Here is a 26,797-nt window from a genome sequence, read left to right as displayed (position 1 = left end):
GGCCGCGGCGCGGGCCCGCCCCCCCCCCCCCCTCGGCCCGTCCCCCGGGGCGCCCCCCCGGACCCCCCGGGGCTGCGCCCCGACCCCCCGGGGCTGCGCCCCGGACCCCTCGGGGCTGCGCCCCGGACCCCTCGGGGCTGCGCCCCGACCCCTCGGGGCTGCGCCCCCGGACCTCTCGGGCTGCGCCCCCGACCCCTCGGGCGCTGCCCCCGGGACCCCGGGCTGCGTCCCGGAACGCGGGGCTGAGCCCCGGACCCCTCGGGCTGCGTCCCCGCCCCCGGGCTGCGCCTCCGGACCCCCTGGGAACTGCGCCCCGCAACCCCGGGCTGAGCCCCGCCCCAGGCTGTGCCCCGGACCCCCCAGGCTGTGCCCCGGACCCCTCGGGCTGTGCCCCGCCCCCGGGCTGTGCCCGTACCCCAGGGCTGCGTCCCGGACGCCCCCGGGCTGCGTCGCGGAACGCCGTGCTGAGCCCCGCCCGCCGGCTGGCCCCGGACCCCTCGGGCGCTGCGCCCCGCTCCCCTCGGGGCTGGGCCCCGGACCCCCCTGGGGGTTGTGCCCCGGACCCCTGGTGGTTGTGCCTCGATCCCCTGGTGGTTGTGCCTCGATCCCCTTGGGGTTGTGCCCCGGACGCCTTGGGGCTGCGCTCCGCAGCGCCGGGCTGTGCCCCCGGCCCCCTCGGGGCTGCGCCCCGCAACCCTGGGCTGCGCCGCGCAACCGGGCTCGCCCCCGCCCCCGCGCCTCCAGCGCCGACAGGGACGGGTTCAACCCCGCCCGCCCCCCAGCCGCCCCGGGCCGCCGTTCGGGGGTAAAGGGGTGGGGGTTGGGCGTGGGGGGTGGGGAGGGGGTTCGGGGGCGTGGGAGGTTGGGGGAGGGCCGGGGTGATTGTCGCCTCGTCCGATCATCATTGAAGTTCCCGTTCCGTCCGGCGAGCAGCGAAGGTCTTCCATGCGACTGCGCAACGCCCTTGCCCTCACCGCCCTCCTCCTCGCCCTCACCGCACCCACCGCCTCCGCCGACATCGGCACCGGCGGCGGCGCCCGCCCCGCCCCCGCGCTGCCCTCCCGCGCGCACGCCACCTGCGGCGACGGCAAGGCCGGCGCGTTCCCCATCGGGGCCCGGATCCGGGGAGGGCCGGCGGTCTACCGGGCCGGCGGGGGCCCGCAGACCTGGCTGCTGGACCTGACGAACACCACGAGCGGCCCCTGCACCGCCATCCACCCCGTCGTCGTCTTCACCGACGCCGCCCGGGCCCTGCGCCCCCTCCACCTGCGCATGCACTTCGAGGCCCCCGGCGGCCCCTACCCCGTCACCCTCGAGCGCTCCGACCGCGACGAGATCATCGCCGTGTTCGACGGCGGGAACAGGTTCTCCGGCTTCGCCGTGCCGGCCGGCGGTTCCGCCACCGTCAAGGTGCAGCTGGCCTTCGCCCCGGACGCCCCCCTCGGCGAGGTCGTCGCCGACGCGGCACTGGTGCAGCGCCAGCCGGACGACGGCGAGTGGGTCGGCGAGGCCGGCGCGTACCGCTTCTCCGTGGAGGGGCCGCAGGAGCCGGCCGAGGCGGGCTCGCTCGCGCACACCGGCCCCCGCGAGTGGGCCTACGGCGCCGGAGCCGTCGCCGCCCTCACCGCCGGCGGCGGGCTGCTGATCGGCGCCCGCCGGCTGAGGGACCGCTCCGCGTAACAGCCGCCCCCGGCGGAGCCACCCCGACTTCCTGACTGACCCGCATCGAGAACCCGGCCGGCCCTCCACACGGACGCGCCCGCCGACTGGGAGCCCCCGACGCGGGCGGCCCCGGTCTTTTCCGCGAAGGTCGACCAGCGCCTCTCCCTCAAGGGCGACGGCGACGGCTACGCCCACGAGGACCCGAGTACCCGAGGACCGCCCCGAACTGCGCACCGGAACCCGGACGCCGCCTTCGTCCACCTCGGCCAGGCCGACTCCGCCGGGCACCCCCACGGCGCCGCCGGCCGGCAGTACCCCGACGTCATCGGCCGCGTCGACGCGCTGGTCGGACAGGTCCTCACCGCCGTCGAGAACCGGCCCGCGTACGCGTCACCACCGCCCACGGCCACACCGACACCGGCGGCCACGGCGTCCCCACCACCGCGCTGGACGGCGTACCGCTCGACGCACCCGGCAGCGACCCCCTTCGACGCCCTGCGACCGTCCCTCCGGTCCCGCGGGGACCACCGGCGTCCAGGTCCGCTTCCGCTTCCGCCTCCGCCACAGCGGCAGCAGCAACCGGTACTGCGCCGTGGACGACGTCACCGTCCGCCGATCCGGCCCCCGCGGTCCGGGCTGTGGACGCCCAACCCGTCCGCGGCCCGGCCCCGATAGGGTGGTACAGACCAGCGTCACGGGTCAGAGGTGACGGCCACCGAGAGCGGAGAACAGTCCAGTGGCAGAGCGCAAGCCGATCGAATCCTGGCTCACCGACATGGACGGGGTCCTCATCCACGAGGGCACGCCGATCCCCGGTGCGGATGCCTTCATCAAGCGGCTGCGCGATTCCGGCAAGCCCTTCCTGGTGCTGACCAACAACTCCATCTACACCCCGCGCGACCTCCAGGCCCGGCTCAGCCGGATGGGCCTGGACGTGCCCGTCGAGAACATCTGGACCTCGGCGCTCGCCACCGCGAAGTTCCTCGACGACCAGCGCCCGGGCGGCACCGCCTACGTCATCGGCGAGGCGGGCCTGACCACCGCCCTGCACGACATCGGGTACGTCCTGACCGACCACGAGCCCGACTACGTGGTCCTGGGCGAGACCCGCACCTACAGCTTCGAGGCCATGACCAAGGCCGTCCGGCTGATCAACGCCGGCGCCCGCTTCATCTGCACCAACCCCGACGAGACCGGCCCCTCCACCGAGGGCCCGCTGCCGGCGACGGGCGCGGTCGCCGCGCTGATCACCAAGGCCACCGGCAAGCAGCCGTACTTCGCCGGCAAGCCCAACCCGCTGATGATGCGTACGGGCCTCAACGCCATCGGCGCGCACTCCGAGACCAGCGCGATGATCGGCGACCGCATGGACACCGACGTGCTGGCCGGGCTGGAGGCGGGCATGCAGACCTTCCTCGTGCTGACCGGCCTGACCACGGCCCAGGACACCGAGAGGTTCCCGTACCGCCCGACGAAGACGGTGGACTCCATCGCCGATCTGGTCGACCTGGTGTAGCGGGTGGGGCCGCGCGGGTGCGCGTACGGCTGACACGTACCGCTGACACGTACGGGCCAAGAGAGCGCCGCTGCGGATGCGGAGCGGCGCGCCGCGGGTGAATCTCCTTGATGAGGAGGTTCACCATGCGCAGTTCTCTGATCGCTCTCCGTGTCGCGGGGGCCGCCGTCGCCCTGACGGCCCTCACCGCCGTGACCGCCCCCGCCGCCCTCGCGAACGAGTGGGACCGCGGCGGCGTCTCGGCGGAACCGAACCCGGCCGAACCGGGAGCGCGCGTCAAGATCCGCGTCCGGGGCTGCCACGGCGACCACGGGGTGGCCCATTCCCCCGTGTTCGAGTCGGAGGCGCGCCTGTCCGCGGGCCACGGCGACGGCCGCACGCTCTGGGGCGAGGCCACGGTCCGCCCGCACACCGAGCCCGGCTGGCACGAGATCCACGTCAAGTGCGAGGGCGCCCAGGGGCTGCGCGGCTCGATCGAGGTCCGCCACCGCGACCACCACCACCGCCCCGCCCCCCACCACTCGCCGGTCTGGCCGGTCCACGCGGGCGGCGGAGCGATGTCCGCCGAGGTCGCCGAGACCACCCGGCTGGCGGCGGCCGCGAAGAAGAGCCACGGCGGTGACGGCCCCGGGCTGCCGCAGACCGTGATCGGCGCCGTCCTCGCGGCCGCGGCCACCCTGGCGGTCGCCGGCCGGGCCCTCACCCTGCGCCGCCGCCGCAACGGCGGATGAACGAGGCCAAGGCCTCCGCCGGCGGCCGGCTGCTGACCTTCGCCGCCTGGACGGTGCTGGTGCTCGGCCTGTGGCTGTGGGGCAAGGAGATCACCGGGGTCCCGCCCGGTCCGCCCGCCGCGCAGGGCGGCGGCCGGCCGGGGACGTCCCTTCCGGCCGCGCGGCCGCCGCTGTCCGGGGCGATGCCGGCGCGGGTCCACGTACCGGCGCTGGGCGTCCGGGCGCCGGTGATCGCGCGCGGCCTGGACGCACAGGGGGCGATCGAGCCGCCGCCGTACGAGCTCCCCGGCACGGTGGGCTGGTGGGGCGCGGGCCCGGCGCCGGGCGCGGCGGGGGCGGCGCTGCTGGTGGGGCACGTGGACACGAAGTCCAAGCCGGCCGTGTTCTACGGGCTCAGCTCGCTCAAGCCGGGGCAGAAGATCCGCGTGGTGCGGGCGGACGGGACGGTCGCCGAGTTCACCGTCGAGGACGTACGGGTCTACGAGCGCGCGGGCTTCGACCCCCACCGGGCGTACGGGCCCCGGGTCGAGGGCCGCGCCGAACTGCGGCTGGTGACCTGCGGCGGGACGTACGACAAGGCGGCCGGCCAGTACTCGGCGAACGTGGTGGTCTCCGCGTACCTGACGGGCGCCGGTGCCGAGTCCGGCGCGGCGGCGGCGACGTAGGCCGTCCGGGGGAGGCGGATGGTCCTCCCGATGGACAAGGAAGGAAAGAGAAAGGCCCCGCAGCTTTCGCTGCGGGGCCTTCCTCGTGTCTGTGCGCCGCCAGGGACTCGAACCCCGGACCCGCTGATTAAGAGTCAGCTGCTCTAACCAACTGAGCTAGCGGCGCTTGCTGACAGGGAAAACTCTACCCCACCTGGGGAGGTGCTCGTGACCAGCCGCGCCCACGTTGTCCGATTAACCCATGTTTAGGGGGTTTGTCGTGCACGATATGTCTGGTCGAGCCGAAACTGACGCCCCGACAGATGCGTGCCCGGCGGCCGACCAGTGGACGAGCAGGGGAGTGGACGGAACCGCATGACGATGCAGCCTCCGGTGCATGTGCAGATGCCGGCGCCGATGACGATGCCGGTCTTCCAGGAGTACGAGCCCGCCGGCGACTGCGTGTGCCCCGGGTGCGCGCAGCGGCGCCGCGCCCTCGCGCGCGGGCGGGCCATGGCGCCGCGCGACGGGGGCCACCCGGCCGCGCGCGGGGCCCGCCGGGCGCTGGTGCTGGCGACCGCCGCAGGGGTGGTCCTGGGCGGCGGCGGATCGGCGGCGGCGCTGGCTGCGGCCGATCCGGGGCCGGGAGCGGGGTCGGTGGCCCTGGACGGGAGGGACGGCCCGGCCGGCCCGCCCCGGCCGGACGGCGCGCCGGGCCCGGACGATCCGGGCACCCCGCAGGGCGGCCGGGCCCCGCTGCACGGACGCCCCGCGCCGGGCCCGCGTCCGACGTCCCCGTCGACGGGCCGGCCTGGCGCGCCGCCCGCCATGCGGGCCATCGACCGGGCCACGATCATCAACCGGGCGAAGCTCTGGCTGGACGCCAAGGTGCCGTACAGCATGACCGAGTACTGGTCGGACGGCTACCGGCAGGACTGCTCGGGGTACGTCTCCATGGTCTGGAACCTCGGTTCGAACGAGTGGACCGGCAGCCTCGACACCTTCGCCACGAAGATCACCAAGGAGGAGCTGCTGCCGGGGGACATCCTGCTGTTCCACAACCCGGCGGACCCCAGCAACGGCTCGCACGTCGTCGTCTTCGGCGGCTGGGTCGACGAGACGCGCACGCACTACATCGCGTACGAGCAGACCCGCCCGTATACGCGGAAGCAGGCCACGCCGTACGGCTACTGGAAGAACTCGGACAAGTACCTCCCGTACCGGTACAACGGCGTCACCAGCGGCGTCCTGCCGCAGGCCCCGGTGCCCGGCGCCCCGGCGGCGGGCACGGCCGCCTTCCCCGGCGCGGCGAAGTTCGGGCCGGGCGCCGACAACGCGTACGTCACGGAGCTCGCCAAGATGCTGATCGGGCGCGGGGGCCTGCGGTTCTACCCGAAGGGGCCGCACTCGAAGTGGAGCGAGGCCGACCGGCAGGCCACGCAGGCCTTCCAGCTGGCGCAGGGCTGGACGGGCGCGGACGCCGACGGCATCCCCGGCGAGCACACCTGGCGGCTGCTGGTCCAGCGCCAGGGCAAGGACATCCCCCCGACGGGCCGCACCACCCCCGCGAAGCCGCCGGGCACGGTGAGGCCGCCGGGTCCGCCGACCGGTGCGGCGCCGGGCTCGGCGAAGCCGCCGGGCAGAGCGCCGGGTACGGCGCAACCGCCGGGCCGGGCGGGGGCCGGCGGGGTACCCGCCTACCCGGGGCTGCGGGTCTTCCGCCCGGGGCAGTCCCATCCGGCCGTCACCGCCCTCGCCCGCCGGCTGGCGGAGAAGGGCTTCGGCACGTACTACACGTCCGACCCGGGCCCCTGGTGGAGCGAGGAGGACCGCCGCAACGTCGAGGCCTTCCAGCGCGCCCAGGGCTGGCGCGGCGCCTCGGCCGACGGCTACCCGGGCCCGGAAACCTGGCGCCGGCTGTTCGCATGACGGAGGCAACGATGTACCCCACGCGCACCACGTCCACGACGGGCACCTTCCGGATCCCCGCCCTGCGCCCGGCCCCCGCCCACCCGGCCGGAGCCACCGCCTACGCCTCGGGCCCCGTCTCCCCGCCGGTGCGGGCCGCCCATCGGGCCGGCCCCGAGCCGGTCGCGGCGTCCCGGGTGCCCGCGCCGGAGCCCCTCGCCCCGGCCCCGGCCCGGCCGGAGGCCCCCGAGGCGCACCCGGCCAAGCCGCGCGTGGCTCAGGCCCGGCCGGCCGGAGCCACGCGGTCCGGCTCCGGGGCCGTCGCCGCCCACCCCGCCGGCCCGCAGCCGGGCGGGGCGGTGGGCCACACCCCCGCTCCGCGGGACGCCGAACCCCCCGGGCCGCCGTCCCACCGGGCGCACCCGGCCGCGCCCGCATCCGGGCCCGGGCACCCGACCACTCCGCCCCCGGCGCAGGTGGCGGTGTCCGCGTACGCGGGCCGGTCCGCGGCCTCCGACCCGGCTCCGTACGGGTCCGGGCACCCGGCTCTCCCCGAACCGGCTTCCGGCCCTGCCCCCGCCCGCCCGGCCCAGACCGGGACCCCGCAGCCGCCCCCGGTGTCCACCCACCCGGCCGACGCGGGCGCGGCCCGGGCAGCCGTGCCCCACCCGGCCCCGTCCCGCTCCGCACCCCCGGCCGCCCCGGAGCCGGCCGGGGCGGCCGTACCCCCCCACCCCGCCGACGCCGACCCCCACCCCGCCGCCGTCGCCGCCCGGGCCGGCGTGCCCGACCCCGCCCCCGCTCCCGCCGCGCACCCGCCCGCCCCGGAGCCGGTCCGGGCCGGACACCCCGCTCCCTCCGACCCCGCCCGGCCAGGGCCCCCGCACCCCGCCGCCCCCGTTCCGCCGGGGCGCCCCCGGGGGGACGTGCCCGCGGCTCGGGGAGGGGCGGCGGGCGGGATCCCGCACCCCACCCCCGAGCCGGCGCACGGCGTACCCGGGCCCGGCCCGGCCGAAATCGCCGCGCAGGCCGTCGCGCGCGGGATGCGCGCCGAGGCACCCCCGGCCACCCCGCGGCCGCCGCGCGGCACGGCCGTCACGGAGCTCCCGCTCCACCTGCCGTTCCGCCCCCGGCCGCAGCCCCCCGCGTCCCCGGCCGCCCCTCCCGCCGCCCGCCCGGCGCCGAAGCCCCCGGCCGGCCGCCGCGTCCCCCGCGGCGACGACCGGCTCCGCGAGCACCGGGGCCCCGTGTTGCCCGGCTGGATCGCGGTGGCCGTCGGTGGCCTCGCCCTCGCCGGCTGCGCGGCCGTGCTGTGGCGGGCCGGGGTCGTCCCCGCCACCGTGGCGGCCGCCTTCGGGGCCTCCCCCCGCGCCTACCGGGGGCTGCGCGCCACGCACTGGCCCCCGCTCGCCTTCCTCGGCGTCGTCACCCTCCTCGCGCTCGGCGGCCTCGGCCGGGCCAAGGCGGGCCACGCCTGGGTGCTCACCCTCTTCGGGCGCTACCGCGGCACGGTCCGCCGTACCGGCCTCACCTGGATCAGTCCGCTCCTGCTGCGCCGGCGGGTCGACGTACGGCTGCGGCACTGGCGCAGCGAGCCGATGCCGGCCGTGGACTCGGGCGGTCTCGCCCTCCAGGTCGTCGTGCAGGTCGTCTGGCAGGTCAAGGACACCGCCCGGGCCACCCTCGCCGTCGAGGACCACACCGGCTACCTCGCCGAACAGGTGGAGTCGGCCATGGCGCGGGTGCTGTCCCAGCTGCCCGCCGACGCCTTCCACGAGGACGCCCCGACCCTGCGCGACGCCGAGGCCGTCGGCGACGCGCTGACGCGGATGCTGGCGGCCGAAACGGAGGCGGTGGGGATCGAGGTGTTCTCCGCCCAGCCGATCCGGATCGAGTACGCCCCGGAGGTCGCGGAGGCCATGCGCCGCCGCCGGGTCGCCGCGATCGACGCCAAGCACCGGGATGCGGTGCTGACCTCGGTGGTCGACGCCGTGGACGACACCGTCCACCGGCTGACCTCGCGGGGGATCGTGGAGCTCGACGACTACGAGCGCAAGGCCCTGGTGAAGGACCTCACCGTCGCCTTCTACACCGGGAGGTCCGACCAGTAGCAGCCGTCACGGGGATTCCACGGGCGAACGGGTGGCCGGTATGGACCGGACCACCCGTTTTCTCGTTGGTATGGACACGGCCAACTCCCGTCAATACTGTGGGACTTGGTCTAGACCTACATCGGCAGCCTCGGTTCCGCCGGTCCGCCAGGGCCGATCCCCGCGTGCGCACGTCTCCGCCAGATCCCCCCACGTCCAAGGAGCACCATGCGTTCCTTCCGCATGCCCTCATGGCCCTCACGGGTCCCCCGGCCCTCCCGCCCCGCCCGGGCCGGCGCCGCCGTAACGCTCGGTCTCGGCCTCCTCGCCGGTGCCACCCTGCTCGGCGCCCCCACCGCCAGCGGCCACGGCTACACCGACACCCCCATCAGCCGCCAGAAGCTCTGCGCCAACAGGACGGTCTCCGACTGCGGCCCCGTGCAGTGGGAGCCGCAGAGCGTCGAGGGCTACAAGGGCTTCCCGGCCGCCGGCCCCGCCGACGGCAAGATATGTGCCGGCGGCCACAGCGAGTTCGCCCAGCTCGACGACCCGCGCGGCGGCACCTGGCCCGCGACCCGGGTGACCTCCGGCCAGGCCTTCGACTTCCGGTGGCAGTTCACCGCCAACCACTCCACCACCGACTTCAGGTACTACGTCACCAGGAACGGCTGGGACCCGTCCAAGCCCCTCACCCGGGCCTCCCTCGACCCCCAGCCCTTCCTCGTCGTCCCCTACAACGGCGGCCGCCCGGACATGACCACCATCCACCGCGGCTCCATGCCGGCGGGGAAGACCGGACGGCACGTGATCCTGGCCGTCTGGACCGTCAACGACACCCCGATGGCCTTCTACGCCTGCTCCGACGTTCAGTTCTGACGCAACGTCAGCTAACCTCCGGCGGCATGCGGACCCCGACAGCACCCCGCGCCGGCGGCGCCGGCGGTACCGGCCCCGCCGGCGAGACCGTCGCGGAACTCATCGCGTGCCAGTGGGGCGACCACCGGCCCGGGCTGATGTACGGGGCCGGCGCGCCCGACGGCGCCCGGCCCACCGTCCTCAGCCGCCACCGGACCGCCCAGGAGGCCGCCGCCCGCGCCGCGCTCCTCGCCGACCTGCTCCCGCCGGGGGCGGAGCCGCACCTGGGGGTGCTGCTCGACAACACCCCCGAGTTCCCCTTCTGGCTCGGCGCGGCGGCCCTCGCGGGGGCCGCCGTCGCCGGCATCAACCCCACCCGGCGCGGGCCCGAGCTGGCCCGCGACATCCTGCACACCGACTGCCGGATCCTGGTCACCGAGCCCGCGCACCTCCCGCTGCTGCGCGGCCTCGACCTGCCCGGCGTACGGCTGCTGGTGACCGGGAGCGAGGAGTACGAGGCGCTGCTCGCCCCGTACGCCGCCGCCGTGCCCGGTGAGGCGGTGGTGCACGCGGGTGCGCCCGGCCCCGGCACCCGGCTCCTGCTGTACTTCACCTCCGGCTCCACCGGCGCTCCCAAGGCGGCCGTCTGCAGCCAGGGCCGCCTCGCCGCCGCCGGCGCCTCCCTCGCCCGGCACTTCTCCGTCACCCCGGACGACGTGCACTACGTCTGCATGCCGCTCTTCCACGGCAACGCCGTGATCGCCGACTGGCTGCCCGCCCTCGCCGCGGGCGCCCCGGTGGCGCTGCGCCGCCGCTTCTCCGCCTCCGCGTTCCTGGACGACGTACGGGCCTACGGCGCGACGTACTTCACCTACGTCGGCCGGGCCGTCCAGTACCTGCTGGCCACCGAGCCCCGCCCCGACGACCGCGAGCACCCCCTGCGCCTCGGTTTCGGCACCGAGGCGGGGGCGGTCGACGCGGCCCGCTTCGCCGACCGGTTCGGGGTCCGGCTGGTCGAGGGGTACGGGGCCACGGAGGGCGGCGCCTCGGTGCAGCGCGGCCCCGGCACCCCTCCGGGCGCCCTCGGCCGGGCGGCCCCGGGCGACGACCTGGCCGTGGTCGACCCGGAGACGGGCCGGGAGTGCCCGCCGGCGGTCCTGGACGGGCGGGGCCGGCTGCTCAACGGGGACGAGGCCATCGGCGAGCTCGTCAACCGGGGCCGCAGCCTCTTCGAGGGATACTGGCGCAATCCCGCTGCCGAGGCGGCCCGCACCCGCGACGGCTGGTACTGGACCGGGGACCTCTTCTTCCGGGACCCGCAGGGCTTCCTCTACTTCGCGGGCCGCACCGACGACCGGCTCAGGGTCGACAGCGAGAACCTGGCCGCCGCGGTGATCGAGAACGTCCTGGCCCGCTGGGAGGCGGCGGCCGCGGTCGCCGTGTACGCGGTCCCGGACGAGGTGGCGGGGGACCAGGTGATGGCCGCCCTGGCCCTGCGCGGGGGCGCCGCCTTCGACCCGGAGGCCTTCGCCGCATTCCTGGCCGCGCAGCCGGACCTCGGCACGAAGATGGCCCCGCGCTACGTCCGGGTCCTCGACGCCCTGCCCGTCACCGCCACGAACAAGATCCACCGGGTCGCCCTGCGCCGGGCCGGCTTCCTCGGGCCGGGCCCGGTCTGGCACCGGTCCGGCGGCTCCTACCGGCCGCTCGACGGGGAGGACCTGGCCGCGCTGCTGTCGGCGTACGAGGCCCAGGGCCGCCGGGAGCTCCTGGACCGCTGAGCCGGACCCCCGGGGCGCACCCCCGTGCGGGCCCCGCCCACTGGTTTGGAGCACCCCCGGGGACCAGGTAGTATTTTCTCTGTCAGCAGGCGCCGCTAGCTCAGTTGGTTAGAGCAGCTGACTCTTAATCAGCGGGTCCGGGGTTCGAGTCCCTGGCGGCGCACCTGATCTTCGGGCGGTTTCCGGTTCACCGGGAACCGCCCGAAGTGTTTTCCGGGCCGGTCCGCGCGTTCCGGCACGCCGCGCCCGCGTATCCCGCCCGCTCTCAGAGCGTGAGCGACAGCAGCAGCGGCGCGGCCTTGCGGTTCAGGGTGTCGGCCGCGGCGCGCAGCCGGTGGGCGTGCTCGACCGGCATGGACAGGGCCAGGCAGCCCACCGCGGCGCCGGCCGTGATGGGGACCGCCGCGCAGACCGTGCCCACCGCGTACTCCTGGAGGTCCAGGACGGGGACGGTGGCGGGCTGGGAGTCCAGCTTGGAGAACAGGATCCGCTCGTTGACGATCGTCTTCGAGGTGAGCCGGGCGATCTTGTGCCGGGACAGGTGGTCGCGGCGCCCGTTCTGGTCGAGCTGCGTCAGCAAGCACTTGCCGACCGCGCTGGCGTGTGCGGCCGAGCGGAAGTCGACCCACTCGTGGACCTTGGGGGTGCGGGGACTGTCCGCGAACTGGGTGATCCGGACCTCGCCGTCGACGTAGCGGCTGATGTACACGGCCGCGCCGACGGAGTCGCGCAGCTTGTCGAGGGTGTCCTGGAGCTTCTCCTGGAGGGCCTGCTGCCGGTCGGTGCCGGATCCGAGCAGGACGAGGGAGTCCCCTATGGCGTAGGCGCCGTCGGAGACCTGGAGGACGTATCCCTCGCGCCGCAGCATGAGGAGCATGGGGGCGAGGTGGACCGCGGGCAGGCCGGTCTCACGCGCGATCTGCACGTCGGTCACACCGCCGGTGTGCCGCGAGATCGTTTCGAGTACGCGCAGGGCGTACTGCACCGAGTGGAACGGCGCGGTCGGCTCGGGCTTCAGCGCCACGGTTTCCCCCTACCAGGTTGTTACCGCTTGCTCTACCACGATAGCCACCAAGAGGCCCACGTGGAGCGTGTGTTGATGAGATTGATGGCTTAATCAAGTCGCCCCGCCTGGGCCTACTCGACGGGCATATGCCAGCGGCATGGGCATGCCCCGGTCTGCCGGGAATGCCCGGCGAGCACTTCCCGTTCGAGTTCTTCGTACGAACGCCGTACGAGACGTACGTGGTGTACGGGGCGCCGCGGGGCGCACGAGCGGGACGGGACGGGACGGGAGCGACGATGAGCAACACCGGGGACGCGGGCCGGCGCACGGACGGGCGGACGGAGGGCACCTCCGCGGAGGGGGGTCGCGAGGCGGCCGCGGATCCGGTGCGCGGGGCGGTCCGGGGCGCGGCGCCGGTGCCGCTGTCGGTGCTCGACCTGGTCACGGTCGGCAGCGGCTCCACCGCCCACGAGTCCCTGCGCACCAGCGTGCGGATCGCCCGGCAGGCCGAGTCCCGCGGCTACCACCGCCACTGGGTCGCCGAGCACCACTCCATGCCCGGGGTCGCCAGCTCCTCCCCGGCCGTGATCCTGGCCCACCTCGCGGCACACACCTCCCGGATCCGCCTCGGCTCGGGCGGGGTCATGCTGCCCAACCACGCCCCGCTGGCCGTGGCCGAGCAGTTCGGCACCCTGGAGGCGCTCGCCCCCGGCCGGGTCGACCTCGGGCTCGGCCGGGCCCCGGGCACCGACCCGCGGACGGCGGCCGCGCTGCGCGGGCCCGGGCGGCTGGACGAGGCGGCGGACGAGTTCCCCCGGCGGCTCGCGGAGCTGATCCGCTTCCTCGACGACGACTTCCCCGACGGGCACCCGTACGCCCGCGTGCACGCGGTGCCCGGCCCGGTGCAGGGACCCGCCGGGCGCCCGCCGGTCTGGCTGCTGGGCTCCTCCGGCTTCAGCGCCCGGCTCGCGGGGGAGCTGGGCCTGCCCTTCGCGTACGCCCACCACTTCTCCGCGGCGGGCACCCTGCCCGCCCTGGAGCTGTACCGCGAGAGCTTCCGCCCCTCGGCGGTGCTGGACGCCCCGTACGCCCTGATCGGCGTCTCGGCGCTCGCCGCCGACACGGCGGCGCAGGCCCGCGCGCAGGTGCTCACCGGCGCGCTGTCGATGCTGCGGCTGCGCAGCGGCCGGCCCGGGCTGGTCCCGACGCCCGAGGAGGCGGCCGCGTACGACTTCTCGCCCCTGGAGCGGGAGTTCGTGGACGGCTGGCTCTCCCACGTGGTCCACGGCACCCCCGACGAGGTGCGGGCCGGGCTCGACGCACTGGTGGCGCGGACGGGTGCGGACGAGCTGATGCTGACCGCCAACGCACATGGCGGAGCCGCCCGGTTGCGCTCGTACGGGCTCGTCGCAGATGCGTACGGGATGCCCGTCGAGCCCTTGACGGCGGGCTGAGCGCGGCCGGACCGGGGGAGAACGGGGTTCGGCTGGTTTGTTGCCGAAACCTTGCCGGAGCATGGCGTAAGGCAGCCTTAAACCGCTCGTCACCCGGGGTGGCGGGCGGTTTTCCTTGTGCGCTCAGGTCTCTGACGAGGGAGTTTTACCGTTCAGTGGTCTAGTCCTTCTTTGGTCCAAACCATTGACTGCGGTGTCGGCGGATCGCTATCACTTCTCTCACCTACCGCTGATGTTCTTCCCTCCCACCCCCACGGAGGCAGTACATGCACATCCGTAAACCCCTCGTCGCGGCCGCCGCCACGGCCGCGCTGGCCGCCGGCGCACTGGCAGCCTTCGCGGGACTCGGCACCGCCCAGGCCGCCGACGCCTCCACCACGGCCGCGGCCGGCGGCGTGAGGATCGCCTATTACGACCAGTGGAGCGTCTACGGCAACGCCTTCTACCCCAAGCACCTCGACACCCGGGGCATAGCGGGCAAGCTGGATGTCATCAACTACTCGTTCGGCAACATCCACCCCACCAACCTCACGTGCTTCGAGGCCAACAAGGCGGCGGGCGACGACAACAACCCCAACGCCGGTGACGGCGCGGGCGACTCGTACGCGGACTACCAGAAGTCCTTCGGCGCGGCCGACAGCGTCAGCGGCACCGCCGACAAGTGGGACCAGCCGATCGTGGGCGTCTTCAACCAGTTCAAGCAGCTGAAGGCCAAGTACCCCCACCTGAAGATCAACATTTCGATCGGCGGCTGGACGTACTCGAAGTACTTCAGCGACGCGGCGAAGACCGACGCCTCCCGCAAGAAGCTGGTCTCCTCCTGCATCGACCAGTACATCAAGGGCAACCTGCCGGTCGAGGGCGGCTTCGGCGGCCCCGGCTCCGCGGCCGGGATCTTCGACGGCATCGACATCGACTGGGAGTACCCGGGCTCGTCCGGCGGCCACCTCGGCAACCACTACGCCCCCGAGGACAAGCAGAACTTCACGCTCCTGCTCAAGGAGTTCCGCACCCAGCTCGACGCCTACGGCCAGGCCAACGGCGGCAGGAAGTACCTGCTGACCGCGGCCCTCCCGGCCGGCCAGGACAAGATCAAGTACATCGAGACGGACAAGATCGGCGCGTACCTCGACTACGCGAACATCATGACGTACGACATGCACGGCGCCTGGGACGGCGACGGGCCGACGTACCACCAGTCCCCGCTGTACTCCGGAGCGAACGACCCGACCGACCCGATCGCCCCGGGCACCCAGAAGTACAGCGTCGACAACGCCATCGACTCCTGGATCGACGGCAACCCGGCCTACGGCATCACCGGCGGGTTCCCCGCCAACAAGCTGACCCTGGGCTACGAGTTCTACTACCGCGGCTGGAAGGGCGTCCCCGCCGGGACGGCGGGCGGCCTCGCACAGCCCGCCACCGGCGCCTCCGGCGCCAGGCCCACCAGCCAGCAGGCCGGCATCGCCAACTACAAGGAGCTCGGCGGGATCGTCGACAACCCGGCGGCCACCTACTGGGACGACCAGGCCAAGGCCTCCTACTTCTACAAGGACGGCGAGTTCTTCACCGGCCTGAACCAGAAGTCGATCCAGGCCCGGGTCGACTACGGCAAGCAGCGCGGCCTGGCCGGCGCGATGATGTACTCCCTGCTCGGCCTGGACGACAGGACCACGCTGCTGAACCAGATCTCGGACGCCCTCGGCGGTGCCACGGTCCCGCCGACCACCCCGCCGACGACGCCTCCCACCACCCCGCCCACCACGCCGCCGACGACACCGCCGACGACGCCCCCGACCACCGGCTGCGGCAGCGTCCCGGCCTACGTCCCGGGCACCGTCTACACCGCCGGCAACGAGGTGTCGCACAACGGCCGCAGGTACCGGGCCCAGTGGTGGACGCAGAACGAGGTGCCCGGCACCACCGGTGAATGGGGTGTCTGGAAGGACCTCGGCGCCTGCTGATCTCCCCCCACCCCGCGCCGAGTGCCGGCCCGCCCCGCCCCTCCTCCCGGGGCGGGGCGGTTCCGGTTCCGTTTCCCCGGACCGTGCCGTCAGGCGTCCGGCGTCCCGGAGGCGAACCGGGCGCCCGGCGCCGGCGCGATCATCTCCGCGATCCGCTCCGGCGCCACCGCGCGGGAGTACAGCCAGCCCTGCCCGGTGTCGCAACCGACGCGGCGCAGCCGGGCCGCCTGCCCGGCGGTCTCCACGCACTCGGCGGTGACGGTCAGGCCGAGCCGGTGCGCGAGCTGGACCAGGGCCTCCACGATGGTCTCGTCGGCCGGGTTCGGGTGGGTGCCCTCCTCGTAGCGGAAGCCGCGGACGAAGGAGCCGTCCAGCTTCAGCACCGAGACCGGCAGCCGGCTCAGGTAGGCGAGGTTCGAGTAGCCCGTCCCGAAGTCGTCGATGGCGATCCGCACGCCCATGTCGCTGAGCGCCTGGAGGGCCTGCAGGGGCCGGCCGGCCGACCCCATCACCGCGGACTCCGTCAACTCCAGCTGGAGCAGCTGCGGGGCCAGTCCGGTCTCGGCGAGGATCTCCGCGACGTCGCCCACCAGGTCCGAGTCCCACACCTGGCGCACCGCCACGTTCACGGAGACGAACACCGGCGAGTCGCTGGGCTGTTCGATCTGCCAGCGCCGCGCCTGCCGGCACGCGGTACGCAGCACCCACTGGCCCAGCTGTACGATCGAGCCGTCCTCCTCGGCGATGCCGATGAACCGATTCGGCGTCAGGACGCCGAACTGCGGGTGCCTCCAGCGGACCAGCGCCTCCACCCCGCGCACCACCCCGCTCTCCAGGTCGACCAGCGGCTGGTACTCCAGCTCGAACTCGCCCCGCTCCACCGCCGGGCGCAGGCTGGAGGACAGTGCCTGGCGGGTCATCCGGTGCGCGTTGCGCTCGGGGTCGAAGAGGGTCCAGCGGGCCTTGCCGTCCGCCTTGGCCCAGTACAGGGTGGTGTCCGCCGCCTGCATCAGCCCCGTCGCCGAGGTGCCGGCGGCGTCCCGCTCCACCACGCCGATCGACGCGGACACCGACAGCCGCTGCCCCGCCAGGTCGAAGGGCTCCTGTACGGCGGCCAGCACGCTGCGGGCGAGGTCGGCGAGCTGCTCGGTGCCGGTGGAGTCCTCGACCAGCAGCGCGAACTCGTCGCCGCCGAGCCGGGCGACGAGGTGGCCGCCCGAGCGGCCGTAGCCGGACTGGTCGGCGCACTGGGTCAGCCGGGCGGCGACCGCGGTCAGCAGCCGGTCCCCGACGCGGTGGCCCAGGGTGTCGTTGACGGCCTTGAACCCGTCGAGGTCCAGGTAGCACAGGCCGATCCGGCCGGTGCCGCCCGTTCCGTACGCGGAGGCCTCCAGGGCGGCCGAGAGCCGCTCGAAGAACAGCGCCCGGTTGGGCAGCCGGGTGACCGGGTCGTGCATCTGGAGGTGGCGCAGCCGCGCCTGGAGGTCGCGCCGGTCGCTGATGTCGGCGACGGACAGCAGGACGTCCCGGGTGCCGGGTACGGGCCCCAGGGTGACCTCGGTCCACAGCGAGTGCCCGTCGGGGTGCTTGAGGCGCCGCGTGCACCGCAGCCGGGCCTGCCGTCCGCGCAGCACCTCCTGGTAGGCCTGCCAGGTACGGGCCTCCGCCGCGAGGTCCACCAGGTCGGCGGCGCTCCGCCCGGCGAGGCTCCCGGGCTCGGCGCCCAGGAGGGCGGCCAGGGCCCGGTTGGCGGCGATCACCTCGCCGCCCCGGCCGACGACGGCCATGGCGAGGTGGGCCGCGTCGAAGGCGGCGCGGTAGTCGCGCGGCTCGGGCACCGCCGGCACTGCCGGGTGACGCTCCGTAAGGGCCGGTCGGATGCTGTCGGCCGCCGAACCGGTTTCCTCTGAGGTTCCGCTCACCGTTGGCTCCCGCAGTGTTCGTGAGTGTCCGCGCAGGAAAGTGTGCCGATCATAGAGGCTGCCGGAGGCCCTATCCAGCGGCGTCGCCGTGCGGGGCCGGGGCCTTCGCCGTGCTGACGCCTTCCGGGAGGGCTGCTGACGGCGTGTCGGACGACGGTCGGAGGACGGTCGGACGACCGTTCGCGCGCGCTTGTGAGCACCTGGTGACGTCGGCCGATCTCATGTGACCGATCATGACGGTGAGTAGTCATGAGCATGGCATCAGGGGTCACCGGCTTGCCGCACCGCTCACTCATGTGGGGCAGCGGAACAGGACATTAGTAAGACAATCGCCTCAAGGTGGATGGGACGGGACGAATCCACCAGCGGCGGAGGTCGACGTGCGGCTCGAGCAGGCACCCGGGGGAGTGGACCGCTCCCGCATGCGAAGTACGGCCGCCGCCCTCACCTCCCTGACGGCACTCGCCGCCATGTCGCTCGTCGCGGGGCCGGCGGTGGCCGACACCACCACCGCGGGGCCCTGCGCGCTGACCCGCACGGCCGCCCACCACTCCCTCGGCGTGGACACCTGGAACGGCGCCTACCCCAAGCCGGAGCGCACCCTCCACGCGGTCATGGTCTTCCTCTCCTTCCCCGGCCACCGCGCCGCCGTGACGCCCGAGGAGCTCACCTCCGACTACTTCCCGGCGACCTCCGAGTTCTTCGAGCGGGCCTCATACGGGCGGTTCCGGCTCGTCCCGCACCCGCAGAAGCAGTGGATCCGGATGCCCCGGCCCGCGACCGCGTACGGGATACAGCGCGACTGGGCCCCCGAGGACCGGGCGGCCTACCTGCGCGACGCGGTCGCCGCCGCCGATCCGCAGGTGGACTTCGGCGCGTACGACGTCGTGTACTTCGTCGCCGACCCGGGCGCGCCGGGCGTCGACTCCGACGCCACCAAGGTCGTCAACTTCGACCGCCCGATCGTGGCGGACGGGGCGGAGCTGCGGCGGATCGTCACCGTCTTCGAACGGCATCCGCCCGACCGCAACGTCCTGGCCCACGAGACCGGGCACGTCTTCGACCTGCCCGACCTCTACCACCGGCCGACGGACGGCAAGGGCGACTGGGACACGTACGTCGGCGACTGGGACGTCATGGGCAGCCAGTTCGGAATGGCTCCCGACCTGTTCGCCTGGCACAAGTGGAAGCTGGGCTGGCTGGACCCCGCGCAGGTGGACTGCGTACGGTCCGGCACCTCGCTGCACACGCTCCAGCCGCTGTCGGAGGTCCCTCCCACGGGCGGTACGGGCGGCACCCGCCTCGCGGTGGTGCGCACCGGCCCCGGCAGCGCGATCGCGGTCGAGGCGCGGGGCTCCGCGGGGAACGACGGGGACACCTGCACGGAAGGGGTGCTGGTCTACCGGGTCCGCAACGAGGCCGCCTCGGGCGGCGGGCCGATCGAGGTGGTGGACGGGCATCCGCGGACGGAGGCGTGCTGGGACCGCTCGGTGTACCCGCCGCTGGCGGACGCGCCGCTGGAGGTCGGGGAGACCTTCACCGTGCCGGGGGAGCGGATCACCATCGAGGTGGCGGACCGGACCCAGTCGGGCGCGTACACGGTCAAGATCACGACCTGACGGGGGCGGTTTCCGGACACGAAGAAGGCCCCCGCTCCGAAGAGCGGGGGCCTTCTCCCGTCTGTGCGCCGCCAGGGACTCGAACCCCGGACCCGCTGATTAAGAGTCAGCTGCTCTAACCAACTGAGCTAGCGGCGCCTGCTGACGTCGTAGACATTAGCAGGCGTACCGGCCGAACCGAAAATCGATACCGGACCCCGGGCGGCGTGCAGGAACGCCCAGAGCAGGGGGTCCGGCCCGGGGAGCCAGGGCCGCCGGGTGTCCGGGGCCACCAGCCACCGCGAAGGCCCCGGACCGGCGGCCAGCGGGGGCACGGTGACGGCGTCGCCGTGGCCGTGGCAGAGCGGAGCCGGGGCGGCCGGGCCCCACTCCTCCCACGCGAGCAGGGCCGGAAGCCGATGGGCCGTACCGGGGGTGGCGAAGAGCAGCATCCGGCCGCGGTGGACGGCGGCCGGACCCGAGCCGGGCCCCTGCTCCCACAGCAGGTCGAGCATCCGGCGGCCCAGCACGAGCGGAACGTTGACGACGTCGAACGCGGTCCCGCAGGGCAGTACGGCGGTCGCCCCGGGGCGCGCCTGCCAGACGGCGAGCGTGTCGTGCGGCCGGGCACAGGCCGAGGCCAGCCAGAGGGCGCCCTGCGGGGTGACCTGGGTCGCGGGCGCGGTGCGTGCGTCGGGGCCGTCGAGGGCGGGGCAGCCGGCAGCCGTCGTCAGGGTCGTCATATGCCAGGTGTACCGGGCGTAGCGCTCCCGTTCCGCGGAGTTACCGAAAACCGGGACGGGGCGGGTGGTCCTGGGGTATGTTGCGCCGCGCATATGCCACTGCGCGCCGCGCGTCGCCCGGGGCCCCCGCCCCGCCCCGCCGGCCGGAGGCGGGTCAGGCCGGGTCGGGGCTGGTGCCGCGCTGGAGGTCCTCGCCGAACTCGATCATCTTGCGGGCGTAGTCCTCGGTCCACTCCGCGAGCGCCGCGATGGCCTGCGGCGGGAGCCGGTCGAAGCGCCGGGGGTCCGCCAGCTGGGCCGCCGCCAAGGCCTGGAACTCCACCGCCCGGTCCTGCGCCGCCCGGAAGGCCAGCGTCAGTTCGGTGGCCCGGGTCAGCAGCTCGCGCGGGTCCTCGATCGACTCCAGGTCGAAGAAGTGCTCCGGGTCCGTGGCGGCCGCCGAGGGCTCGAACAGCAGGGGCGCAGGCCGCTGCCTGCGCCGGGTCCGCTCGGGCTCTGCCATGCCTGTCCTCCTGCTGCGCTGCGAATCCTGGGCCACCCTCCATTCTCCAGCGTCGCGCAAGGGTGCCGCGTCAGGCCGCGGCGGGCTCCTTCGCCAGGGCCGCGACGTCGTCCAGCCCGCCCGCGAGCCCGTCGGCCAGGCCCTCGCCGGAGGCGTACTCCGGCTCGTCCAGGAAGGGCAGGGCGACCTCGCCGAGGCCGGCGAGACCCTCCGCCGGCACTTCGGCATCAGCGGCAAGGACCACACCGGGTAGCGCCCGCCGCCCGTAGGATCACCCCGTGCCCCCGCGCCCCGCCCCCCTGCGACCGCCGCTGACCGAGGCCGAGGTGGCCGACGCCGAACGCGAACTCGGCGTCCGCTTCCCCGCCGAGTACCGCGCGTACCTGCGCGACACCGGAATCGACGCAGGCGGGTACCGCGTGGTGCGCACCGACGCCGGCTGGCGGTGGCCGGGGGACGACCGGCTGCGGCGCGACCTGCTGACCGAGCCGTTCCCGCACCCCGACTCGTACGCGCGGGCCGACGCGGAGCTGTGCGCGCGCGAGCCCGACGAGGCGGACTTCCCCGACCTGGCCTCCTACCTCGCCGCCTGGGCCGCCTGGGACGCCGAGTGCGAGGAGTTCGAGGACCGCCGGACGGCGGGCGCGCTGTGCCTCCAGGAGCACGGCTGCGGCTTCTCCACCCTGCTGGCGGTGTCCGGACCGCTCGCCGGCACGATGTGGTGGGACGGCCGCGCCAGTTGCGACCTCATCGTCCCCCTCTCCCTCGACCACGCGGGCGCCGGCCGGCCGGCCACCTTCGGCGAGTGGCTCGGCCGCGACTCCTGGGACCTGCTGCCCGACCGGGCCCGCCCCCGCACCGCCGGCCGCCCCCCGGCGCCCTGACCGGGCGGCGACCGGCCCGCCCGCCCCGTCCGATATCCGCTGGCCGGGCCCCGGCAGCCGCTGCTTGGATGGCCCGATGGACGGCTACGAGATCTCCACCGACCCCGACCGGCTCGACGCCGCGCTGGTCCACCGCTGGCTGTCGCAGGACGCCTACTGGGCCCTCGGACGCAGCCGCGAGAAGCAGGACGCGGCCATCTCGGCCTCACTGAACTTCGGCGCCTACGACAGCGCTTCGGGCGCCCAGCTCGGCTACGCGCGGGTCGTCACCGACCGGGCGACCTTCGCCTGGCTCTGCGACGTGTACGTGGACCCCGGCGCGCGCGGCAAGGGCCTCGGCAGCGCCCTCGTGGACGCCGTCAAGGCCCGGCTTGCCCCCTACGGGCTCCGCCGCATCCTGCTGGCCACCGCCGACGCGCACGAGGTCTACGCCCGCGCGGGCTTCGAACCGCTGGCCACCCCCGCCAAGTGGATGGCGTACGGAGAGCAGTAGCGCGCCGGCCGGTCCTCAACCCGGCCAGGCCGCCACGAGGTCGCGGTACCCCGCGAAGCGGGGGCCGGGCACCGCCTCGTCCACCGTCCGGCCGTCCGGTTCCCACCCCCCTCACCGGGATCCCCGGCTACGGCCTCCAGGGGACGCGGTGTTCGGCGAGGTGGGCCAGGACCGAGTGGTTCGCCTCCCAGCCGTCCGGGAACTTGACCGTCACGCCCAGCTGGACCGGTTCCGTCGACGGGTGGTCGTCCAGCAGCTCCGCTATCCCCGCCCGGGCCACCACCACGCAGGCGTGCCGGTGCCGGGAGGCCAGCACGCACAGGCGGCCCGTCTCCAGGTGGAACGCCGTCGCGTCGGGGCGGCCCGACAGGGGGTGCAGGACCACGGTGAGGTCGTACTCGCGGCCCTGGAGCCGGTTCGCGGTGTCCACGGTGACCCCGCCCACGCCCAGCGCGGCCAGCGCCGAGCGCACGGCGGCCGCCTGGTCGCGGTGGGCGGTGCCGACGGCGATCCGGTCCGGTGTCAGCGGCGAGGGCCCCCCGGACCGCTCGTCGGAGGTCACCGCACCCCGGTCCAGCGCCCGGCGCACCACCAGCGCCACCGCCCGCACCGCCTCCGGGTCCGTGCGCGGGGTGTGCCGCGCCGGCAGCTCCAGCAGCCCCCAGCCCGACTCGGCGGCCTCGTCCAGGACCCGGTCCGGGCCCGAGCCGTCCGACGGGACCCCGTACGCGAGACGCCGCTCGCCGGGGCCGGTGCCGCTGCGGAACTGCGAGTACGGGTAGAAGGCGCGCGAGACCAGCGGTGCGGCCGTCGCCGGGAGCCGCCACGACACCGGCAGCCGGTGCTGCGGCAGCTGCGGGTTGTGCGCCAGCAGGGTGGAGACCGCCGAGGCGGAGGGGTCGTACGACAGACCCGCCCACTGCTCCGCGCCGACCATGCTGAACGGGTCCAGCTGCCCCGGGTCGCCCACGAACAGCGCCCGCTCGAACAGCCCGGCCACCGCCAGCAGCGCGTCCGAGCGCATCTGGTACGCCTCGTCCACGATGGCGTGCTCCCACGGCTCCGCGTCCCTGACGTACGCCCACTTCGCGGCGGTGGAGATGGTCACCGGCAGCTCCGCCAGGTCCGCCGGCTTCGCCGACAGGGTGACGGACGCCAGCTCGCGCAGCGCCGGGTCGTAGGCGTCCCCGTCGCTGCTGTGCAGCCGGCCCACCTTCAGCCCCGGATCCGCGTCGGCGAGGCGCAGCACCAGGTCGTCCACCTGCGCGTTGGTCTGCGCGACCACCATCAGCCGGCGCCCGGCGGCGGCCAGCTCCCGGGCCGCGCGCACCACGAGCGTGGACTTGCCGGCCCCCGGCGGGGAGTCCACCACCACGCCCCGCTCGGTGCCGTGCAGGGTGTCGTGGAGGATGGCGGCGGTGGCCCGGCCGGCGGCCGCGCCGGGGTCGAAGGCGGTGGTCACAGGAGGTCCTCGTCGGTCACGGCGTCCAGGGCGGGGGCGGTCGCGGAGCCCGGAGGGCCGCCGTGCGTCCACGGGGTGTTCTCCGGGTCGGGCAGCTTCGGGCCGCCGCGCGCGTCGTGCTCGAAGAGGGTCCAGCAGTCCCGGTCGCCCTTCTCCGGCACCGAGCCGGCCACCGGCTCCCGGCCCGCGCCCATCTTGTCGAGGACGCGCAGCACCAGCTGCCCGTCCTCCTCGTACCGTACGAACGCGAAGGCCTGCGGGCGCCCGTCCAGCGAGCGGTACACCTTCCCGCCGCCCTCCTCCGCCAGCTGCGGCCGGTCCTCGGTGGCCACCGTCACCAGCGGGCGCGGGCGGGGGCGCTTGCCGTCCGTCCACTCCATCACCACCTCGGTGACCTCCCCGGCGAACGCCTCGCCCGCGAACCGCCGGCCCGCCATGACCAGCGGGTCGTCCAGGGCCTCCTGCGCGTCGAGGCGCACCTGCTCGGTCTCCCGCGTGGCCAGCTTCTGCGCGGCCGTCACCGCGTCGTCGCGGCGCGGCTGCGGCGGCTCGCCCGCGCGGACCCGGTCGCGGTGGCCGGTGAAGGACCAGCGGTCGCGGGTCCAGCGCTCCTCGGTGCGCTCGCCGGGGGGCAGGGCGCGCAGCAGGGCGATCGCCTCCCAGGTCTGCCGCCAGGTGTTCCGCATCTGCCCCTCGACCAGCTGCCGCACGGCCTCCTCGGCGCGCCGCACGGGCTCCGCGTCGCGGGATCCGCCCGCCGCCGTGCGGGCGGCGTCGAACCGCGTGATCGCCGGGGCCAGCAGCTTGTTGTCGAAGGCCGGGTCGGTGGCCGGGCCGGCCGGCGGGAACAGCAGCAGGCCCTCCCCGTCCCGGGCGAGTTCCACGTGCAGCGCCCGCTCGGCCCCGGACGTGCCCTCGGGCGGGTCGATCCAGCCGAGCAGGGCCCCCAGGTGCTGGTCCTCCAGGCTGCTCTGGCCGGTCGCCCAGTGCCGGCCGAGCAGTTCGGTGGCGGCCATCAGCATCGAGGAGCCGGGGACGCGGGAGCGTTCGGCGAGGTGCGTGAACCAGCGGCCCAGCAGCGGCACCTGGGTGGGGGCCGGGTACGGGTTCTCCGGGTCCTCCTCGGCGGTGCGGCGGAAGCGCATGGAGCGGCCCAGCAGGCGCACGTACTCGATGCCGGCCCGGCTCGGCACGATGATCTGCGGCGCGTCCACGCACAGCTCGGCCTCCACCTTGACCTTCTTGCCGGTCTCCGGGTCGGTCTCGGTGCGCTCGGCCGGCTCCACGACGTCCGCGTACGCGTCGACGTACGCCATCACCTGCGCGGCCAGGGCGGCCAGGAACTCCCAGCGCAGGTCCCGGTCGCGCGGCTGAGGTATGACGAAGACGGACGGGTCGTCCGGGTCGGTGCCCAGCATCGCGCCGAGCGGCGCCCCGGCCTCGCCGGCGGTGGTCAGCGGGACGAAGACCAGCGGCCGCTCGCCCAGGTGGCGGTGGCGCACGGTCGCGAGCGGCCGGGCGCGGCCCGCGCGGACCGCCTCCAGCCGGGCCAGGGTGCTCAGCAGGGGCATTCGGGGCTCTCCGGTGCGTACGGGGGTCGGGCGGCGGCCGCCTCCAGCGCCTCGGCGCGCAGCCGGGCCGCCCGGCGCAGCGCCGCCGCGGTGGGATCGTCGGCGGGGGCGTCGCCGGAGCGGGCCCCGGCGGCCGCCGCGAGGGCCGCCTCGACGGTGGTCAGGCCGCCCAGCTCGCCCCGTACGGAACGGCCGAGCGCGGCCGGCTCCCCGGCGGCGCGGGACCGCTCGCGGCAGTGGAAGGCCAGCTCGCAGGCGGCGAGGCACTCGGGGGCGTAGGCGGCGGAGACCGCGGAGACGGCGGCGGTCAGCTCGGCGGCGGGCCGCGCGGGGTCGAAGCAGAGCCCCTCCGGCAGCCCGTCGGCCAGCTCCTCGACCCGGGTCAGCCGCTCCAGCTGGCGGCGGGTCACCGACCGCTCGCGGCGCACGTCCACGAGCGCGGCGGTGGGCACGTTGGAGAAGTCCTTCGGGCAGACGAGCAGCACCTGGTGGCCCACCTCGGCTCCCGCGAGTTTCCGGGCGGTCTGCTCCAGGGCGAGCACGTACACGGCGGCCTGCCGCGCGGCGGCCCCCACCTTCGCGGCGTCGGCGGCCCCGTCGATCAGCGGGAACGACTTGATCTCCACGACGGTCCAGCGGCCGTCGGGGTGCACCACGACGGCGTCCGGCTCCAGGTACGCGGGGGTGCCCGCGACCTCCAGGGCCAGCATGGGATGGTCCAGCAGCGTCCACGCCCCGGCGGCGGTGGCCTCCCGCAGGGCCAGCGCCGTCCGCGCGGCACGCCCCTCGGGCCCGGCGGCGGTCAGGTCGGGCACCCGCGCGTCCCGCCCGGGCGGCTCGGCCGCGCCGCCCAGGCGGGCGTGCGTCAGCCGCAGCAGCTCGGCGCCGCCGTCGCCCTTGACCTTGGCCTCGAAGGAGTTGCCGCGGACGATGGCGAACTGCGACTGCCCGAAGGCGGCGGGGGAGCCCAGGGCGGCCGCGAGCGCGGTCTTGTCCACTCCGGCGCCGTCGAGCAGGGCCCGTCTGCCGCAGCCGGGGTTGGCGGCGAGAGCGGCGAGCGCCCGGGCGTCGAGCGGGCGGGGCGGCACGGCGGGGCCGCGCAGGTCGGCGAGCCGCTGCCGCAGTGTCGTCGTCTGGGGCGGGCCGCTGGGCGGGTAGGAGCTCACGGGCGGAAGTGTCCCATCCGCCACTGACAATCGTGGTCATACGGCGGAAACGGTCCAGCCCGCCTTGCCCCAGCGGGGCGGGCCCGGGGGCGGCCGGAACGCCGGCCGCCCGCGTCGGGGATGATGGACGGACGCCCTGACCGCATCCCCCGTCCCGGTCGCGCCCGCCGTGCGTCCCGGGGTGAGCACCTCTGACCAGGAGAAACACAGATGGCCCCGCGCATCCTGCTGGCCCGGCACGGCCAGACGGCATGGTCCCGGCTCGGCAAGCACACCGGACGCACGGACGTGCCGCTGCTGGAGGAGGGCCGGCTGGGCGCGCAGCGGCTGGGCGAGCGCCTGGCCCGCGAGCCCTGGGCGGACCTGCGCGGCCTGGAGGTGCGCACCAGCCCGCTGGTCCGCGCCAGCGAGAGCTGCGACCTGGCGGGCTTCGGCGCGCAGGCCGACGCCTGGGACACCCTCATGGAGTGGGACTACGGCGACTACGAGGGCATGACCCCGGCCGAGATCCAGGCGGTCCGGCCGGGCTGGCTGATCTGGCGCGACGGGGTCCCCGGCGGCGAGTCCGTCGCCGACATCGCGGCGCGCGCCGACGAGGTCGTGGCCTGGGCCCGCTCGGCGGAGCGCGACGTCCTCGTCTTCGCCCACGGCCACATCCTGCGCACCCTCGCCGCCCGCTGGCTCGGCTTCGAGGCCTCCTTCGGCGCCCGCATCCGGCTCGACCCCACCTCCCTGTCCGTCCTCGGCTGGGCCTACGGGGCCCCCGCGCTGGAGCGCTGGAACGACACCGGCCACCTCGAAGGCTGACCCCGGCTCCGGTGTGCGGCATCCGGGCCGGGTGGCGC

At 75.3% G+C, this 26,797-nt stretch carries 22 protein-coding genes and 3 tRNA genes; 15 read left to right on the top strand and 10 right to left on the bottom strand.

Annotated features, from left to right (window positions below; translation table 11 throughout):
* The first annotated feature begins 945 nt into the window (after positions 1–945).
* From AB0D45_RS20595 to AB0D45_RS20580, 4 genes are all read left to right on the top strand, one after another.
* Entirely contained in the window at positions 946–1,680 is a 735-nt protein-coding gene (locus tag AB0D45_RS20595) for a hypothetical protein (protein ID WP_362460990.1), read from the top strand.
* A gap of 718 nt (positions 1,681–2,398) precedes the next feature.
* Entirely contained in the window at positions 2,399–3,178 is a 780-nt protein-coding gene (locus AB0D45_RS20590; protein WP_361597528.1) for an HAD-IIA family hydrolase, read from the top strand.
* A gap of 125 nt (positions 3,179–3,303) precedes the next feature.
* Positions 3,304–3,909 (top strand): hypothetical protein, encoded by a 606-nt coding sequence (locus AB0D45_RS20585; RefSeq protein ID WP_362460987.1) that lies wholly within the window; start codon positions 3,304–3,306, stop codon positions 3,907–3,909.
* Positions 3,906–4,574, top strand: coding sequence for a class F sortase (locus tag AB0D45_RS20580; protein ID WP_362460984.1), 669 nt, complete (start codon positions 3,906–3,908; stop codon positions 4,572–4,574). Before AB0D45_RS20585 ends, AB0D45_RS20580 begins: the two co-directional genes overlap by 4 nt.
* A gap of 92 nt (positions 4,575–4,666) precedes the next feature.
* On the opposite strand, the gene AB0D45_RS20575 is transcribed toward AB0D45_RS20580, so the two are convergent.
* Positions 4,667–4,740: transfer RNA gene (locus tag AB0D45_RS20575), tRNA-Lys, on the bottom strand.
* Between the two features lie 230 nt (positions 4,741–4,970).
* On the opposite strand from AB0D45_RS20575, the gene AB0D45_RS20570 reads away from it, so the two are divergent.
* The 5 genes from AB0D45_RS20570 to AB0D45_RS20550 all read left to right on the top strand — a co-directional run bounded on the left by AB0D45_RS20570 (position 4,971) and on the right by AB0D45_RS20550 (position 11,350).
* A complete protein-coding gene (locus tag AB0D45_RS20570; protein WP_362461000.1) occupies positions 4,971–6,482 on the top strand; it encodes a peptidoglycan-binding protein in 1,512 nt (503 codons plus the stop codon).
* Positions 6,483–6,493: 11 nt separating this feature from the next.
* Positions 6,494–8,572 carry an SPFH domain-containing protein gene (locus AB0D45_RS20565; protein ID WP_362460980.1) on the top strand — a complete coding sequence of 693 codons (2,079 nt, stop codon included), beginning with the start codon at positions 6,494–6,496 and terminating at the stop codon, positions 8,570–8,572.
* A gap of 222 nt (positions 8,573–8,794) precedes the next feature.
* The gene (locus tag AB0D45_RS20560; protein ID WP_362460998.1) at positions 8,795–9,427 is read left to right on the top strand and encodes a lytic polysaccharide monooxygenase auxiliary activity family 9 protein; all 633 of its coding nucleotides are present in this window, start codon (positions 8,795–8,797) and stop codon (positions 9,425–9,427) included.
* A gap of 26 nt (positions 9,428–9,453) precedes the next feature.
* Positions 9,454–11,187 carry an AMP-binding protein gene (locus AB0D45_RS20555; RefSeq protein WP_362460977.1) on the top strand — a complete coding sequence of 578 codons (1,734 nt, stop codon included), beginning with the start codon at positions 9,454–9,456 and terminating at the stop codon, positions 11,185–11,187.
* A gap of 89 nt (positions 11,188–11,276) precedes the next feature.
* Positions 11,277–11,350, top strand: a tRNA-Lys gene (locus AB0D45_RS20550).
* A 102-nt stretch (positions 11,351–11,452) separates the two neighbouring features.
* Here AB0D45_RS20550 and AB0D45_RS20545 read toward each other — a convergent pair.
* Entirely contained in the window at positions 11,453–12,211 is a 759-nt protein-coding gene (locus AB0D45_RS20545; RefSeq protein WP_361602590.1) for an IclR family transcriptional regulator C-terminal domain-containing protein, read from the bottom strand.
* Positions 12,212–12,489: 278 nt separating this feature from the next.
* On the opposite strand from AB0D45_RS20545, the gene AB0D45_RS20540 reads away from it, so the two are divergent.
* Both AB0D45_RS20540 and AB0D45_RS20535 read left to right on the top strand, forming a co-directional pair.
* Positions 12,490–13,647, top strand: coding sequence for an LLM class flavin-dependent oxidoreductase (locus AB0D45_RS20540; RefSeq protein ID WP_362460974.1), 1,158 nt, complete (start codon positions 12,490–12,492; stop codon positions 13,645–13,647).
* A 266-nt stretch (positions 13,648–13,913) separates the two neighbouring features.
* Positions 13,914–15,611 carry a glycosyl hydrolase family 18 protein gene (locus AB0D45_RS20535; protein WP_362460971.1) on the top strand — a complete coding sequence of 566 codons (1,698 nt, stop codon included), beginning with the start codon at positions 13,914–13,916 and terminating at the stop codon, positions 15,609–15,611.
* Between the two features lie 89 nt (positions 15,612–15,700).
* On the opposite strand, the gene AB0D45_RS20530 is transcribed toward AB0D45_RS20535, so the two are convergent.
* Positions 15,701–17,449, bottom strand: a complete 1,749-nt coding sequence (locus AB0D45_RS20530; RefSeq protein ID WP_362460968.1) for an EAL domain-containing protein — start codon at positions 17,447–17,449, stop codon at positions 15,701–15,703.
* Positions 17,450–17,955: 506 nt separating this feature from the next.
* Here AB0D45_RS20530 and AB0D45_RS20525 point away from each other — a divergent pair.
* Positions 17,956–19,152 (top strand): M6 family metalloprotease domain-containing protein, encoded by a 1,197-nt coding sequence (locus tag AB0D45_RS20525; protein WP_362460996.1) that lies wholly within the window; start codon positions 17,956–17,958, stop codon positions 19,150–19,152.
* A gap of 64 nt (positions 19,153–19,216) precedes the next feature.
* On the opposite strand, the gene AB0D45_RS20520 is transcribed toward AB0D45_RS20525, so the two are convergent.
* From AB0D45_RS20520 to AB0D45_RS20505, 4 genes are all read right to left on the bottom strand, one after another.
* A tRNA-Lys gene (locus tag AB0D45_RS20520) sits at positions 19,217–19,290 on the bottom strand.
* On the bottom strand, positions 19,281–19,874 hold the full coding sequence (locus AB0D45_RS20515; RefSeq protein WP_362460965.1) for a hypothetical protein: 594 nt from the start codon (positions 19,872–19,874) through the stop codon (positions 19,281–19,283). Before AB0D45_RS20515 ends, AB0D45_RS20520 begins: the two co-directional genes overlap by 10 nt.
* A 154-nt stretch (positions 19,875–20,028) precedes the next feature.
* Positions 20,029–20,376, bottom strand: coding sequence for a hypothetical protein (locus AB0D45_RS20510; RefSeq protein ID WP_362460962.1), 348 nt, complete (start codon positions 20,374–20,376; stop codon positions 20,029–20,031).
* 70 nt (positions 20,377–20,446) lie between these two features.
* Positions 20,447–20,596, bottom strand: coding sequence for a hypothetical protein (locus AB0D45_RS20505; RefSeq protein ID WP_362460959.1), 150 nt, complete (start codon positions 20,594–20,596; stop codon positions 20,447–20,449).
* 58 nt (positions 20,597–20,654) lie between these two features.
* Here AB0D45_RS20505 and AB0D45_RS20500 point away from each other — a divergent pair, with 58 nt between their 5' ends.
* A complete protein-coding gene (locus tag AB0D45_RS20500) occupies positions 20,655–21,260 on the top strand; it encodes an SMI1/KNR4 family protein (RefSeq protein WP_361602569.1) in 606 nt (201 codons plus the stop codon).
* A gap of 76 nt (positions 21,261–21,336) precedes the next feature.
* Positions 21,337–21,753, top strand: a complete 417-nt coding sequence (locus tag AB0D45_RS20495) for a GNAT family N-acetyltransferase (protein WP_362460956.1) — start codon at positions 21,337–21,339, stop codon at positions 21,751–21,753.
* A gap of 127 nt (positions 21,754–21,880) precedes the next feature.
* On the opposite strand, the gene AB0D45_RS20490 is transcribed toward AB0D45_RS20495, so the two are convergent.
* The 3 genes from AB0D45_RS20490 to AB0D45_RS20480 are packed head-to-tail and all read right to left on the bottom strand — an operon-like array spanning position 21,881 to position 25,952.
* A complete protein-coding gene (locus AB0D45_RS20490) occupies positions 21,881–23,215 on the bottom strand; it encodes an AAA domain-containing protein (RefSeq protein WP_362460953.1) in 1,335 nt (444 codons plus the stop codon).
* Entirely contained in the window at positions 23,212–24,786 is a 1,575-nt protein-coding gene (locus tag AB0D45_RS20485) for a hypothetical protein (RefSeq protein WP_362460950.1), read from the bottom strand. Before AB0D45_RS20485 ends, AB0D45_RS20490 begins: the two co-directional genes overlap by 4 nt.
* On the bottom strand, positions 24,774–25,952 hold the full coding sequence (locus AB0D45_RS20480; RefSeq protein WP_362460947.1) for a hypothetical protein: 1,179 nt from the start codon (positions 25,950–25,952) through the stop codon (positions 24,774–24,776). Before AB0D45_RS20480 ends, AB0D45_RS20485 begins: the two co-directional genes overlap by 13 nt.
* A gap of 210 nt (positions 25,953–26,162) precedes the next feature.
* Here AB0D45_RS20480 and AB0D45_RS20475 point away from each other — a divergent pair, with 210 nt between their 5' ends.
* Positions 26,163–26,759, top strand: coding sequence for a histidine phosphatase family protein (locus tag AB0D45_RS20475; RefSeq protein WP_362460944.1), 597 nt, complete (start codon positions 26,163–26,165; stop codon positions 26,757–26,759).
* Positions 26,760–26,797 lie beyond the last annotated feature (38 nt).

Source organism: Streptomyces sp. NPDC048352 (assembly GCF_040651895.1).
Classification (GTDB): domain Bacteria; phylum Actinomycetota; class Actinomycetes; order Streptomycetales; family Streptomycetaceae; genus Streptomyces.
Note: the sequence above shows the minus strand (reverse complement) of the source record. Positions and strands in the feature narration are given on the sequence as shown.

What these genes read in the sequence shown, in the direction of transcription:
- AB0D45_RS20595 (WP_362460990.1), top strand. Translation starts at nt 946, where the DNA reads ATGCGACTGCGCAACGCCCTTGCCCTCACCGCCCTCCTCCTCGCCCTC.
- AB0D45_RS20585 (WP_362460987.1), top strand. Translation starts at nt 3,304, where the DNA reads ATGCGCAGTTCTCTGATCGCTCTCCGTGTCGCGGGGGCCGCCGTCGCC.
- AB0D45_RS20580 (WP_362460984.1), top strand. Translation starts at nt 3,906, where the DNA reads ATGAACGAGGCCAAGGCCTCCGCCGGCGGCCGGCTGCTGACCTTCGCC.
- AB0D45_RS20570 (WP_362461000.1), top strand. Translation starts at nt 4,971, where the DNA reads ATGACGATGCCGGTCTTCCAGGAGTACGAGCCCGCCGGCGACTGCGTG.
- AB0D45_RS20565 (WP_362460980.1), top strand. Translation starts at nt 6,494, where the DNA reads ATGTACCCCACGCGCACCACGTCCACGACGGGCACCTTCCGGATCCCC.
- AB0D45_RS20560 (WP_362460998.1), top strand. Translation starts at nt 8,795, where the DNA reads ATGCCCTCATGGCCCTCACGGGTCCCCCGGCCCTCCCGCCCCGCCCGG.
- AB0D45_RS20555 (WP_362460977.1), top strand. Translation starts at nt 9,454, where the DNA reads ATGCGGACCCCGACAGCACCCCGCGCCGGCGGCGCCGGCGGTACCGGC.
- AB0D45_RS20540 (WP_362460974.1), top strand. Translation starts at nt 12,490, where the DNA reads ATGAGCAACACCGGGGACGCGGGCCGGCGCACGGACGGGCGGACGGAG.
- AB0D45_RS20535 (WP_362460971.1), top strand. Translation starts at nt 13,914, where the DNA reads ATGCACATCCGTAAACCCCTCGTCGCGGCCGCCGCCACGGCCGCGCTG.
- AB0D45_RS20525 (WP_362460996.1), top strand. Translation starts at nt 17,956, where the DNA reads ATGCGAAGTACGGCCGCCGCCCTCACCTCCCTGACGGCACTCGCCGCC.
- AB0D45_RS20515 (WP_362460965.1), bottom strand. Translation starts at nt 19,874, where the DNA reads ATGACGACCCTGACGACGGCTGCCGGCTGCCCCGCCCTCGACGGCCCC.
- AB0D45_RS20510 (WP_362460962.1), bottom strand. Translation starts at nt 20,376, where the DNA reads ATGGCAGAGCCCGAGCGGACCCGGCGCAGGCAGCGGCCTGCGCCCCTG.
- AB0D45_RS20495 (WP_362460956.1), top strand. Translation starts at nt 21,337, where the DNA reads ATGGACGGCTACGAGATCTCCACCGACCCCGACCGGCTCGACGCCGCG.
- AB0D45_RS20485 (WP_362460950.1), bottom strand. Translation starts at nt 24,786, where the DNA reads ATGCCCCTGCTGAGCACCCTGGCCCGGCTGGAGGCGGTCCGCGCGGGC.
- AB0D45_RS20475 (WP_362460944.1), top strand. Translation starts at nt 26,163, where the DNA reads ATGGCCCCGCGCATCCTGCTGGCCCGGCACGGCCAGACGGCATGGTCC.